The 14,377-nt window shown below is 29.9% G+C and carries 10 protein-coding genes; 8 read left to right on the top strand and 2 right to left on the bottom strand.

The window, feature by feature from the left end; genetic code table 11:
* Positions 1-49 precede the first annotated feature (49 nt).
* From ACJDTP_RS03660 to ACJDTP_RS03645, 4 genes are read left to right on the top strand one after another with little or no spacing between them, the layout of a single operon-like run.
* Positions 50-2,563, top strand: a complete 2,514-nt coding sequence (locus tag ACJDTP_RS03660; protein WP_103698958.1) for a dynamin family protein — start codon at positions 50-52, stop codon at positions 2,561-2,563.
* Entirely contained in the window at positions 2,560-3,261 is a 702-nt protein-coding gene (locus ACJDTP_RS03655) for a PDDEXK family nuclease (RefSeq protein WP_406760528.1), read from the top strand. Before ACJDTP_RS03660 ends, ACJDTP_RS03655 begins: the two co-directional genes overlap by 4 nt.
* 6 nt (positions 3,262-3,267) lie before the next feature.
* Positions 3,268-5,040 carry a dynamin family protein gene (locus ACJDTP_RS03650; protein ID WP_078114658.1) on the top strand — a complete coding sequence of 591 codons (1,773 nt, stop codon included), beginning with the start codon at positions 3,268-3,270 and terminating at the stop codon, positions 5,038-5,040.
* A 5-nt stretch (positions 5,041-5,045) separates the two neighbouring features.
* Positions 5,046-6,851, top strand: a complete 1,806-nt coding sequence (locus ACJDTP_RS03645; RefSeq protein WP_077837390.1) for a dynamin family protein — start codon at positions 5,046-5,048, stop codon at positions 6,849-6,851.
* 352 nt (positions 6,852-7,203) lie between these two features.
* Here the strand turns inward: ACJDTP_RS03645 and ACJDTP_RS03640 are convergent, their stop codons facing one another.
* Complete coding sequence (locus ACJDTP_RS03640) at positions 7,204-7,536, bottom strand: winged helix-turn-helix transcriptional regulator (RefSeq protein WP_406760527.1); 333 nt, start codon at positions 7,534-7,536, stop codon at positions 7,204-7,206.
* Between the two features lie 122 nt (positions 7,537-7,658).
* On the opposite strand from ACJDTP_RS03640, the gene ACJDTP_RS03635 reads away from it, so the two are divergent.
* Complete coding sequence (locus ACJDTP_RS03635) at positions 7,659-8,282, top strand: flavodoxin family protein (RefSeq protein WP_078114660.1); 624 nt, start codon at positions 7,659-7,661, stop codon at positions 8,280-8,282.
* 364 nt (positions 8,283-8,646) lie between these two features.
* On the opposite strand, the gene alr is transcribed toward ACJDTP_RS03635, so the two are convergent.
* Positions 8,647-9,810, bottom strand: a complete 1,164-nt coding sequence (alr, locus tag ACJDTP_RS03630) for an alanine racemase (protein WP_406760526.1) — start codon at positions 9,808-9,810, stop codon at positions 8,647-8,649.
* 415 nt (positions 9,811-10,225) lie between these two features.
* Between alr and ACJDTP_RS03625 the strand changes: the two genes are divergently transcribed.
* The 3 genes from ACJDTP_RS03625 to ACJDTP_RS03615 all read left to right on the top strand — a co-directional run bounded on the left by ACJDTP_RS03625 (position 10,226) and on the right by ACJDTP_RS03615 (position 14,368).
* Positions 10,226-10,714 (top strand): NADH-quinone oxidoreductase subunit NuoE family protein, encoded by a 489-nt coding sequence (locus tag ACJDTP_RS03625; protein WP_406760525.1) that lies wholly within the window; start codon positions 10,226-10,228, stop codon positions 10,712-10,714.
* Positions 10,704-12,584: an NADH-quinone oxidoreductase subunit NuoF gene (gene nuoF / locus ACJDTP_RS03620; RefSeq protein ID WP_406760524.1), complete on the top strand. Its 1,881-nt coding sequence runs from the start codon at positions 10,704-10,706 to the stop codon at positions 12,582-12,584. The genes ACJDTP_RS03625 and nuoF overlap by 11 nt, the downstream gene beginning before the upstream one ends.
* A gap of 80 nt (positions 12,585-12,664) precedes the next feature.
* Positions 12,665-14,368: a [FeFe] hydrogenase, group A gene (locus ACJDTP_RS03615; protein ID WP_406760523.1), complete on the top strand. Its 1,704-nt coding sequence runs from the start codon at positions 12,665-12,667 to the stop codon at positions 14,366-14,368.
* Positions 14,369-14,377: the final 9 nt, after the last annotated feature.

Below are 14,377 nucleotides of genomic sequence, written 5' to 3'. Positions count from 1 at the left end.
ACATAAGGAAGATATAGTATGAATTAGTATAGTTGTTATGGAGAGTTTTATGAGAAAAGATAATTACATATTGAATATAATTGATGAGATAAGAGGAGTTTTAAGTAAAAATAATTATAGAGAGAACAGATACAATAGGGATATAGCATGGTTTGAAGAACGAAAAAGTATTTATGATGATAATATAATACGAATTGCTATTATGGGAATAACTAGTAGTGGAAAATCTACTTTAGTAAATGCACTTCTTGGTGAAAAGATTTTACCCATGGCTATAAGACCTAGTTCAAGTATTATAATTACGGCATCAAAAGGATTAAAGAGACAAGCTGTTATTTATTTTAAGAATAGTGAGCCTAAAGTATTAGAGTCAGAAAATCTAAATGAAGATGCTATAGCAGAATATGCGGATGAGAGCAGGAATCCTGGAAATACGCTTAATGTTACTCAGATTGATATAAAAACACCTTATTTTATGTTAGATGAGAAAATACATATAATCGATAGCCCAGGATTAGATGCATGGAACTTAGAAAATCATGAAAAATTGACATTGGAGATATTACTTCCAACTATAGATATATGCATATTTGTGACTACAGTCAAGGCTAATAGTGATGCAACGAATGCTGAAAAAATTAAGATAGTAAGTGAGAAAGACAAGCAGATAATCCTAGTACAAAATATGATAGATTCAATTGAGGAGAAAATTGGTAGGAATGGAATAGTTGAAGAAGATAAAGTTACTATATTAAAAAAGTATAAAAAGAGAGCAGAGAGGCTCTTAATGGAAATTACAGATGATAAAGAAATATCGGAAGTTATTCAAATATCAGCACTTAATGGGCTGATGGGAATTGTGGATAAAGACAAGGAAAGATATGATAGTTCTAATTTTGAAATGTTTGTTAATGCTATAGAAAATTGTGCGGAAAATACTACTCCAAAGCTTAATGGACAGAGAGCTGAAAGTCTAATAGAAAAAATTAATAGTATAATTTCAACTGATCAAGAAATTATAAAGGGAAATAATTTAGGTGAAATAGAAGAATTAATAAAAGTAAGTAATAAAGAGATTGATAATCTTACAAATAAATTTGAGACTGCTCAGAATGAAATAGCTGAAAAGATTAAAGAAATTGAAAACATTACTTCAAATATAATAAAGGAAATATCATCGGTTCCATCTGAAAATATAGAAGATTATCTAGATATAGTGGATAGAATTAACAATAAAAATTTATATATTGAAAGTGATATTTTAAGCACTGTTAAGAAGTGTGAAAAAGATAAAAGAAGAATATATGATAGTCTTAATTTAGATATAAGATCTTCTTATGTTTTGCCAAGTATCGAAAGTAAAAATATTGAGATTAAGCATAAATATGAAGAAAGAACTGTGTTATTTAAAAAAGAAGGGGTTCTAAATAAGGGAAAAAGATTATTGTCTAATATATTTGACAAGGACTGGGGATATAAAGAAGTTGGATATGACGAGAGAATAATTGATAAAGATGAGACTATTAAGAGGGCCCAAAAAATATGTAGTGAAAATAAGAATAAATATATAAGTATATTAAAGGAATGGAGTAATCAATATACAAAAGCAATAGATACTTTCTATGAGGAAGTAGCAAGAAGAACAGAAGAATTTGAAGAAAAAAAAGAGCAAAATATAGAACTTTATGATATAGGAGAAGTAACTAAGGATCTAATAGGTATTAAAAACAAGCTTTCTAATTTAAGAGTGGATGTGAAAAATGAGGTAGCAATAACAAGTGATAATTATGAAAAAAATATTTCATATAGTATTCCAAAGCTACATTATAATTTTTATATGCTGAGTAATAAAGTTTTAGAAAAGAACTACCTATTAGTTGGAAAATATATAAATAAAAAGTGTAAGGAAAAGTCTAACAATATGGGGCTAAAGCTTTTTTGGACATGGGACATAGATTCTTGCAGAGATTTCATTTCTAGAATGTATGGAATTGATCTAGATTTTGAAGTATGTGAATTAATAAAGAGAGAAGGTTTATATAGTTTTGAAGATATAGCTATTATCTATGAATCTGGAAAAGGTACGCTTAAATTTTATGAAAAACTTAGACAGATAAAAGATATGACTTATAGTATGTTTATTATTTTTAATGGAATACAAATTGGAAATTCTAAGAAGCAGATTTTAGAAAGCAGAAATTTAAACTATTTCTTTAAGGAGAATAGTAATTTATCAGTGAATTTAGTAATAGATTCATGCAGAGAATTTATAAATGCGAATAATATAGAGGAGCTTCTCATAGAAGTTAAAAACCTAAAAGATAAAGTTATTAGTAGGTTCAGTAGTATAAGACCTGAATATATATTAATTAATTCTAAAAATCCAATATATAATATGGCATTAATAGAATCACAAGAAATTCATGAATTTTTGATAAGTGATTATAAAGTTATAAAAGAAAAACTGCTTGAAAATCCTTTATCAAGAGGAGTAGAAGAACAAGAAACTATTGAAAAGATTTTAAGCTATTTTTTGAATACCTCTAAAGAGGAAGGAGTATGAATGAATATATGGAAGAAAGATCAATTTTAATTCAAAGTGATGAAGTTACAAAAAATATAATGGGTGAAATACAGGATGATATGTTAAGTTTACTTTCAAGGGCATCTAGAAATATGACAGAAGAGCTAACTGAGAAATTAAAGCCAGTTGAGAGAAAAATAAATGACTTGCGAGAAAATTTTCAAGAGTTTCATGAAGAAGAATTCGAAGAAAAACTTGAAGATTTAAATAAAAGCATATTAAAAATAAGAGAAATGACAGAAACGAAATTAGAATCAGTAATACAAAAGAGTGTAGAAGAACAAAGTAAGGTGTTATTTGAATCTATAGAAGAAAGATTGGCAATATTAGGATTAAAAGTAGTAAAAGATGCAGCAAGTAATAAAGAAGCGATTTTAGATAAATTAGATAATATTAACTTAGATAAGATAGAAGAAAAAGTAGACTTGGTTGAAAAATCTATTGAAAATAAAGTTGAATCTTTAGAAAAATCTATGGAATATAATCTAATTGATAATAAAAATTCAATTTTAGGAAAAATTAAGGATATTGACAGTAAAATTGAAGATAAAGATAGTATAATAGAATTAATAAGTAAATTAGAGGATGAGCTTAATAATAAGATTGATTATATACAGGAAGAGGTAGAGTGGGGAAATAAATCATTCTTTTCTAAGCTTTTTGGAAGAAGGAGATAATAGGCGATGACATATATAAATTTAATAGAAGATGAAAGGTTTTATAGGTTATTAGAAAAATATCTTAACAATGAGAAGCAAGGTATAGATTATAACAGATACTTTGAACATTTTATTGAGAATTTGAATAAGAAAGAAATAATAGTTCCAGTTTTAGGCATTCAAGGTGCAGGAAAGAGTAGCTTTTTAAATGCCATACTAATGGAGGATAATATATTACCTACAGATGTTGATGAAACAACTTGCGTACCAGTTGAGGTTAGATATGGAGAAAATACTGATGAAGCTGTAGTATATTATCTAAATGGCAGAAAAGAATCTATACGTATAAAGGAATTGGAAAGATATGTACATAATGATTATAATGAAGCCAATAATCTTAAAGTATCTAAAATAGTATTATATAACAAGAGCGAGGTTTTAAAAGATGATATAGTACTTGTGGATTTGCCTGGTGTTGGAAGTTTGACACCGCAAAATCAGAAGACTACTTTAGAATATGTAGACAAGCTAACGGCAGGAATATTTTTAATCAGGACAAATCCACCAATTACAAGATCAGAGAAAAATTTTATAAATGCTTTGTGGCCTAAATTAGCTAATACTATTTTCGTTCAAAACAAATGGAATGATGAAAGTATTGAAGATGCAAATGAGGCAAGAGAACATAACTCTGGCGTATTAAGTAGTATAAGTTATTCTCATAATGAAGAAAGAGATATAAAAGTTGATATAGTAAATGTTTATGAGGCTGTAAAAGGAAAATTCACTGGAGATGAGGCAGCTTATAATAATTCAGGAATAGTTAAAGTAATAGAAGAAATTAAAAATATTTCGAAAGAATATAATAAAGATTTAATGAAGGTTTTAAGCCAAAGAGTTGATGAAGCTTTAAGAAACATTAATGATAAGATAACTACTTATAAAACTTTAGCATTAAATGAGGACAATCAAAATACTTTAAAAAAGGAAGAAAGAATCAAAGAGATAAAAACAATGTTATCGGAGAATAAAAGAAAATTAAGAGATTTTCGAACTTATGCGGAAGATGAAATGAATAATATTATAGATAATTCATCTAAAATAATAAAAGAGAACATTGAAAATTTAAGAATAGAATTAAGAAGAATTATAAATAAAGGAATAGTTGATGGTAATAGGCTTAGCTTAATATATAAAGAAACATCTGATAAAGCCATAAATGATATAATGGATGAGATTTTGAACAGTATTGGTGAATTTATAAAAAATATAAATAGCAGATTTGAAAATATAAGAATAAAAGGTTTTAATGGAACCTATGAGAATATATCATTCTTTAATAAAAAGAGTTCAATAAAGTATGAAAAGTCGATTCCGGCATTACTTGGGGTATCAACCGGGGTAATAGGGACGGTTGGAGCAGTGGGAATGCTTGGCGGCCCTGTAGGAATTTTGGTTGGAATGGGAATAAGTTTAGCCTTTTCTTTGATTGGAGATCATATGAGGAAAAAAATAGTTGAAAGTAGAGCTCATTATACTTTAAAAGATTTGGAGCCAATGATAGAAGATTTAGAAATATATTTAAAAGAAGAAATAACCGGAGATCTAATGGCAAAACAAAAGGAAATAGATGAATCCATAAAGGCAATGAAATCTAATCTAGAAAATATCTTTAAACAAGATATGGAAGACTTGGAGAAACAGTATGAAACTAATTATAACGAAGAAAATATTTTAGAATTTGAAAAAGATTTAAAAATATTAAGGGAATTAATCGAGGAATATAAGGAGAAATAAATATTATGAATATTTTTAAAAACTGCGTTGATAGACAAAACAGGATTGATAAGGTAGTTAATATTCTTGATAATGATGAAATTACAGCAAAGAATTTATTAATAAAGGATAGAATAATTAATCCAGCTCACTATATTGTTATGCTAGGCGAGACTAGCTCAGGAAAAAGTGCGTTAATAAATAGTATTTTTCAAAGGAAAATACTAGTGGAGAGCGTTAAACCAACAACTGGAATTGTAACAGAAGTTATAATAGATGAGAGTTCTGAAGAAACATTATTTGCTATAAATAATGATTTGAGTATAGATGTTTTGGATGATGATAGTTTTTCGAATCTTACAGTAAAACCAGATGGTAATATAAATAGATTAAGATATATTGGACCGTGCAAAGATTCGAGGTATTCTGGAATGAGGATTTTCGATACTCCTGGATATGGATCACTTGTTGAAAGGCATGAAGAAGTTTTAAAGAACTTTATACCAGAAAGCGATTTTATAATATATGTTGTGTCATATAAAACTGGAATTGGAGAAGATGATTTTCAGTTCTTAAAATATGTTGGCGAAATTATAAACGATAATGTGGAAGTTGTACTTGCAGTAAATATGTGCCCACAAAATATAGATATGGATAATAAAAGAATCAATGAAATTAGAAATAGCGTTTCTGAATGTATCCATAAAGATATAGAAACATTTCTTATTGAAAGCAGTATTGAAAAGAATCCTGACACAGATAAGCTCTGGAACTATATATACAAAAAAGTTAATGACCCAGATAAAGAAGGAGAGCTTTCAGAAACTTTAAAGAATTATCAGGATTACTTATTGCGTGAATGCGATATAAAAATTAGTTCCAGAATTGCGGAAATAGAATGCAAAAAAGAAGAGGTAGTAGAAAAAGCTAATGTAATTAAGGAATTTTTAGATAAAAAAGATGAGATATTAGATGTTATAGAAAACGGATTTGTAAAAATAAAATTAAAAGCAGTAAGGCTTATAGGAAAATCCGATATGAAAATCAAAGAGAATATTACGAACTATATATACGATGAAAGTAAATGGTCAATGAAGGAAGAAACCTTCACCTTAATGCAGCACTACTATGTTCCAAAGTTAACAAGCGAGGAAACTGAAAACTTAAATACCTATATTGAAGATGAAGTTATTAATTTAGATAGAGAAGTTGAGAACATTCTAAACACAGAAATTATTAAGCTAAAGGAGAATGTTAAAAGAAGTACACCTTCATATAACAAGGTTGTAGAAGATATCATAGAAAAGCATAGAGGGGATTCTATTGAACGAGCTACAGGAGAAATGTTTAGGACAGTATATAAAGGTAAATTCAATAATTCAGAAAAGGATTATGCTATTAGTAAAAATTTAAAGAAGCTTTCTAATACATTTGAAAAATCATCTGTTGGAGAAGTTAATAATAATTTAAATCACTTATTAAAAACAATAAGGGCTACATCTTTAAAGGGAATTACTGAATCTTTAAATGTTTTTACCGATTCTATATTCTTTTTATATGATTCTTTAACATGGCAGAAAAAGATAAATGAAATATCTGTAACTGCTATAGATAATTGGGCGAATAATATTGAAGGGTCTTTAAGAAAATACTTAGATGAACTGAAAGAAATAAGTAAAGAAGAAGTATTAGTTCTATTTGATGAATTAAGTGAGGAATTCACCAATACAAAAGATGAATTAAAAAATATAAGTTCTGAAGAATTAGTTAGATTAAAAAAGGAAATAGAATTTTTATTATATAAATGCCTGCTTATAAATATTACAAAGTAATGACAGATTTAAGCAAATAAGAATATTTAACTATAATAGTGCATTTTCACTTGAATAATTTTACAGATAAATAAACAAAAGAGGAACTAAGCTATTTTTAATGTCTTAAAAATAGCTTCTAGTGACTTTTAGATGAGAACTATGAAACGAATATTTTTCAATGATATTCTTAGCCTTTGATGAGGGCTTAGTTTTTTCATAAATTAATTTATACAACAGAACGTAAAGTTTGTCTTTATTTTTTATAAATTTTTATAACTGTAAATACATGTCATGAAATTTTCTCAATTATAAATCTAAAACCAAAAAATTTCAAACTTATTTTATAAAACTTCAAACTTTTTATAGTGAATTAATTACCACAATTAATACGTCCCCAATCACAAATCTCCCTCATTACTTTTGAAAGAGACCACCCTTTTTCTGATAATGAATATTCTACCTTCGGAGGTACTTGAGGATATTCTTTTCTAATGATTAATTTATCGGCTTCTAATTCTTTTAGCTGTTGACTAAGCATTTTATGAGTAATTCCTATTAAACCCTTTTTTAATTCAGAATATCTCATAACAGAATTGACTTTAAGTTCATATAAAATTAGCAGTTTCCATTTTCCACCAATAACGGATATTGTATAACCAAATGGTGTTCCTAAATGATTGCTTGTTTTTGATATATCTTTCATTGTATAATTCTCCTTTTGGATAGTATCTCACTTTTAAGTGCGTTCTATCTTTTTTTATCATTATGTTATATATTAATTATATCAACTTAATAATATACATACAATTAAAACGAGGTGTAAAAATGAAAGTATTACTTATTAATGGTAGTCCTAAAGTTAAAGGCTGTACTTATACGGCTTTAATTGAAATTGCTAAGGAATTAGAAAAGGAAAACATTGAAATTGAAATCTTCCACGTTGGAAACAAACCAATCCGAGGTTGCGTAGCTTGTGGAGGATGTTCTAAAACTAAAGGTAAATGTGTGTTTAATGATGACACTGTAAATATTGCATTAGAAAAAGCCAATGAAGCTGATGGTTTCATTTTTGGCTCTCCTGTGCATTATGGAGCGCCATCGGGCTTAATTACATCTTTCTTGGATAGATTTTTCTACGCAGGAAATTGTTTTGCATATAAGCCTGGTGCAGCAATTGTAAGCTGTCGCCGTGGAGGAGCTACTTCTGCTTTCGATCAATTAAATAAATACTTTACTGATAGAAATATGCCTGTTGTATCTTCTCAATATTGGAATATGGTTCATGGAAACACTCCTGAAGAAATAGAACAAGATCTAGAAGGAATGCAGACAATGAGAACACTGGGCAAAAATATGGCTTGGCTTTTAAAATCTATAGAAGCTGGAAAAAATGCCGGAATTTCATTACCGGAAATAGAGCCTAGAGTTCTTACTAATTTCATACGTTGAAATTAGTAAATTTAAGAAAAACTATATTTAATACTATAATAGTGCAAAAACGCTTAAATAATTTTACAAGTGAATAAATCAAAAAACATTTATGATAAATCCATGCTATAATTGAGTCTGCACACAACAATGACAGCAAGGAGATATAGATACCCACAACGGAAATTTTATTTATTCAGCATAAATAAAATTTCCGTTGTGGGTATCTATATAAGATTTTATTAATAAATATAAATAACGATGTATATGCACATTTGCATATACATCGTTATTTGCGCTTATATAGAAGTATCTTATTTCTAACTTATGAACTAATAAAAAAACTAAATATCAAGTTTATTTTTATAAGTAAGCTAGATTGGATCTAGAGATAATTTCTTACATTAAATATTTTTCCTTTTTTAACATAAACCCTCGGGATTCTATATTTAAGCATACAAAGTATCTCGTAATTGATTGTTCCCATTATTTCTGCGAAATTATCTGCATTAAATCTGAGCCCATCTTGTTCTCCGAGAATTATAACTTCATCGCCAACTTTTATATCACTATTAATATCTGTAATATCTATCATACATTGATCCATACATATTCTTCCGACAATAGGAGCAAATTGTCCATTTATAATGACTTTAGCATTTTTAGCTAGTAATCTAGAATAACCATCTGCATATCCTATTGGTATAGTAGCGATTAAACTTCTTCGCTTAGTCTTAAAAGTTCTTCCATAACTTATAGACATACCTGCATCCATTTCTTGAACACGTGTTATAGTTGCTTTTAATGTCAATGCTGGTTTTAAAGAAAGGTTTTCTTTTTTTACTTCATTTGATGGATAATATCCGTAAAGTATGATCCCAGCACGAACAGCATCTAGGTAAGTTTCTGGCATGTCCATGATTGCACCGCTATTAGAGACGTGTTTTATAGGAATTTCTATATTAAGATTTGAAAGTTTCTTTAGCAAATCCTTAAATTTTTCAAATTGTTCATTAGTATATTCTTTATCTTTCTCATCAGAAGTAGAAAAATGAGTAAATATTCCGATTACTTCTAGTCCTTCCAAAGAACAGATTTTACAAATATCATCTATTGCTTTTTCAGTTGGTAGAAATCCTATTCTTCCCATTCCTGTATCAATAGCTATGTGAATCTTAGCTTTCTTATTAAGGCTTAATGCTGTTTTTGATAATTCTTTTGCATAATCTAAGTCATATACAGTTTGTTCAAGATCATATTTTATTAATTCTTCGTTTAGATACGAAGGGGTATATCCGAGTATCATAATAGGGGCATTTATATTATCATTTCTGAGTTCAATTCCTTCTGTTAGAACTGCTACGGCAAGCCTTGATGCACCATTTTCAAGTAAAGTTGGAACCACATCTAAAGCTCCATGACCATAACAATCTGCTTTAACGACCGCGATTACCTCTTTATCTTTAGCTAAGTTTTTTATATTTTTCATATTATAAGCTATTGCATCTAAATCTATTTCTGCATATACAGGTCTAAGTATCTTTTGCATTTGCCTACACCTCACAATTATTATTTATATTAAAACTATGTTTAGTATCTTAACCGTTATTGATTATAAACTAATTTAAGTATTCTTACAAAATATATTTTAGTTAATATATAGAAATAAAAAAAGAACCACTAATGTTAGAATTTATATATACAGTGGTTTTTATACTATTTTCTACCTGTTTAATTAGGAATTTTTAATACTTTCCATGTTCTTTTCGCAAAAAAATATATGGATAAATAATTGAAAATTAACATACATTATTTTACATAGTAAGTTATTTGTGTAATCAATGTTAAAACAAAGGAGAAAATGATTACATGTAGAATAATAGATATTAATAAGAGAAATCTCGACTCATAGTGGTCTTGATATAAAAGGTACTTAATTATATATAATAGGAGGGTGGATGATCATGGTAAATCAAAAGGAAATAAAAAAACTAGATGATATTTTAATTTCTAATAATTATGACAAGACACAAATTATTACTATTATGCAGGAAATTCAGAAGGAATACCGGTACCTGCCAGAAGAGGCGTTGTGCTATATAGCAAAAGAACTTAAGATTAGTGAAGCTAAAGTATATGGAGTAGCAACATTTTATGAAAATTTCTCTTTAGAACCGAAAGGAAAATACGTGATTAGAATTTGTGATGGAACTGCTTGTCACGTAAGGAAATCAGATCCTATTCTTAGTGAGTTTAGGAGTGAATTAGGGCTTTCGGGTAAAAAACTTACAACCGATGATATGCATTTTACAGTAGAAACAGTATCGTGTCTAGGAGCATGTGGATTAGCTCCGGTCTGCACTGTAAACGATGTAGTGCATCCGTCAATGACACCAGAGAAAGCAAGAAAGCTAGTGAAGCAGTTAAAGGAGGAGTTGTCAAATGAGAATTAATACAAGAGAAGAGCTAAAAGACATAAGCTCAAAATATAAGGCTGCTTTAGTTAGACAACGTAAGCAAATATTAGTATGTGCAGGTACTGGATGTGTAGCAGGTGGATCCCTAAACATTTATAGAAGATTTAAGGAGATAATAAAAGAAAAGGGATTAGAGGTTACATTAGAATTAAAGGAAGAACCACATGATAATACTATAGGTTTGAAAAAGAGTGGATGTCATGGATTTTGTGAAATGGGACCTTTAATACGAATTGAACCAGAGGGATGGCTATATATAAAGGTAAGTATAGATGATTGCGAAGAAATTATTGAAAAAAGTATTATTGGGAATGAAGTAGTTACTGGTTTAAGTTATAAGGATGGAGATAAGCTTTATAGTAAGCAAGACGATATTCCGTTTTATAAAAAGCAAACCCGTGTAGCCTTAAATAATTGTGGTCATATTAATGCGGAGTCTATTGAAGAATATTTAGCAGAAGGTGGCTATAGTGCTACTGCGAAAGCTCTTTTTGACATGACTTCTGAAGAAATTATAAATGAAATGTCTGAGGCACATTTAAGAGGGCGTGGAGGTGGAGGATTTCCCACAGGAAAGAAATGGGCTCAGGTATTAAAGCAGACAGAATCAGAAAAATACATTGTATGTAATGGTGATGAAGGTGATCCGGGAGCATTTATGGATAGAAGCATGATGGAAGGAAATCCTCACGGTGTTATTGAGGGTATGGTTATTGCAGGAATTGCTACAAAAGCACACAATGGATATATATATGTTCGTGCAGAATATCCTCTTGCAGTAAAAAGATTGCGCATAGCTATTGAACAAGCTATGGAAAAAGGACTCTTGGGTGATAATATATTAAATTCAGGTTTTGATTTTCATATTCAGATTAATCAGGGAGCAGGAGCATTTGTATGTGGAGAAGGCAGTGCTCTAACAGCTTCAATTGAGGGAAATCGTGGTATGCCTAGAGTTAAGCCTCCAAGAACTGTAGAACAAGGCTTGTTTGGTAAACCAACAGTACTAAATAATGTAGAAACATTTTGTAATGTATCTCCAATAATTAACAAAGGGGTACATTGGTATAAAACTATGGGAACCGAAAATAATTATGGAACTAAAGCATTTGCTCTTACGGGAAATGTCAATAATACAGGATTAATAGAAGTTCCTATGGGGACAACATTGAGAAAGATCATATTTGACATTGGAGGAGGAGTAAAAGGTGGAGAATTTAAGGCAGTCCAAATTGGTGGACCGTCTGGTGGTTGTCTATGCCTTCGTGAAAATCATCTTGATTTAACTTTGGATTTTGATTCATTAAAGAAAGTAGGTGCCATGATTGGGAGTGGAGGCCTAGTAGTTATGAATGATAAAAATTGTATGGTTGAAATGGCACGTTTCTTTATGAATTTCACTCAAAATGAATCCTGCGGTAAATGTATACCATGTAGAGAAGGTACTAGAAGAATGTTAGAAATACTTAATGACATAGTAGAGGGTAAAGGGACATTGGAGGATATTGATACATTAGAAGAATTAGCAGAGACTATTTCTGATACGGCGCTTTGTGGACTTGGAAAGAGTGCAGCATTCCCGGTTAGAAGCACGTTAAGATATTTTAGAGATGAGTATATAGAACATGTTGTAGATAAAAAGTGTTCAGGAGGCGTATGCAAGTCATTAATTTCATACGAGATTGATAAAGAGAAATGCAGAGGTTGCTCAAAGTGTTCTAAGGGATGTCCCGTAGAAGCTATTACAGGAGAAATAAGGAAAACTTATGTCATTGATAAATCAAAATGTATTAAATGTGGTAATTGCATTGAAAGCTGTGTATTCAAGGCGATTAGAGTAATTTGAATATTTCTTCGATAATATTATTTTCTTTTCATTATTTATTATATGAAATTTATGAATTACAGAAAGGATGGTAAGAAACTATGTCAAAATATATGGTCATTGATGGCAATAGGATAGAATTTGATAAAGAAAAAAATATCTTGGACTTAGTTAGAAAAGCGGGAATTGATTTACCTACTCTTTGTTACTATACGGATTTATCAGTTTATGGGGCGTGCAGAATGTGTGTAGTTGAGGATGAAAGAGGCAGCATTTTAACATCTTGTTCTACGCCACCAAAAGATGCGATGTCAATTAGAACTAATACACCAAAGCTTCAAAAGTATCGTAAGGTAATTTTAGAATTGTTGCTTGCAACACATTGTAGAGATTGCACTATATGTGAAAAGAATGGAAAGTGTAAGTTGCAAAAATTAGCATCACGCTTTGGTTTGACAGATATTAGATTCAAAAGCATTCAAGGAAAAAAAGCTTTAGATACATCATCTAAAGCAATTATTAGAGATCCTAATAAATGCATTTTATGTGGAGACTGTGTTAGGATGTGTAATGAAATACAAAGTGTAGGAGCGATTGATTTTGCTAATAGAGGTTCAAATATGGTAGTAAGTCCAGCGTTTGGGAAAAGCCTTGCAGAGACAGATTGTGTGAATTGTGGACAATGTGCAACTGTATGTCCGACAGGAGCAATAGTTGTTAAGAGTGATATTAAAAATGTTTGGAAAGCAATATATAACCCTAAGCAGAGAGTTGTAGCACAAGTTGCTCCTGCAGTACGAGTTGCTTTAGGTGAAGAATTCGGTATAAAACCTGGTGAGAATGTTATGGGGAAAATTGTTGCAGCCATGAGAAGATTGGGCTTTGAAAATATTTATGATACTTCTCTAAGTGCTGATTTAACGGTAATTGAAGAATCAAAAGAATTCTTAAAGAAGTTAGAATCTGATGACAATAAGTTTCCACTATTTACTTCCTGTTGTCCAGCATGGATAAGATATGTAGAAAATAAATATCCTGAATTACTGCCATATGTATCTAGTTGTAAATCACCAATGGAGATGTTTGGTGCTGTTGTTAAGGCATATTTCAAAGAAAAAGATTCTTTAGAGGATAGAGAAACAATATCTGTAGCAGTTATGCCATGCACAGCTAAAAAAGCAGAAGCAGCTAGAGAAGAATTTATAAGTGATAATATTCCGGATGTTGATTATGTAATTACTACAGCAGAACTATGTGCAATGATAAAAGAAATCGGTATACAGTTTGATGAAATTGAGGCAGAAGCATCAGATATACCGCTATCTCTTTACTCAGGGGCAGGAGTAATATTTGGCGTTACGGGAGGAGTAACGGAAGCTGTTATTCGTGAAGTTGTTAAAGATAAATCTTCAAGAGTATTAAAGGATATAGAATTTATAGGTGTTCGAGGTATGAAAGGAGTAAAAATATGTGAACTTCAAGTTAAAGATGAATCCATTAGAATAGGCATTGTTAGTGGACTTAGAAATGCAGAAGATCTAATTGAAAAAATTAAGAGTGGAGAAGAACATTTTGACTTTATAGAAGTTATGGCATGTCCTGGAGGATGTATAGCTGGAGCGGGGCAACCTTTTGGATTAATGGAAGAGAAAAATGAAAGGGCAAAAGGACTATATAAGATTGATAAGGTTACGCAAATTAAAAGAAGTGAAGAAAATCTGGTAGTTAAATCTTTATATGAAGGTGTGCTAAAGAATAGAACTAAAGAATTACTACATGTTCATTATGATAAAAGTGAACATTAAAATATGAAT

It is taken from the genome of Candidatus Clostridium helianthi, from assembly GCF_045310795.1.
GTDB lineage: Bacteria > Bacillota > Clostridia > Clostridiales > Clostridiaceae > Clostridium > Clostridium helianthi.
This window is presented reverse-complemented; position numbering and strand designations above follow the sequence as displayed.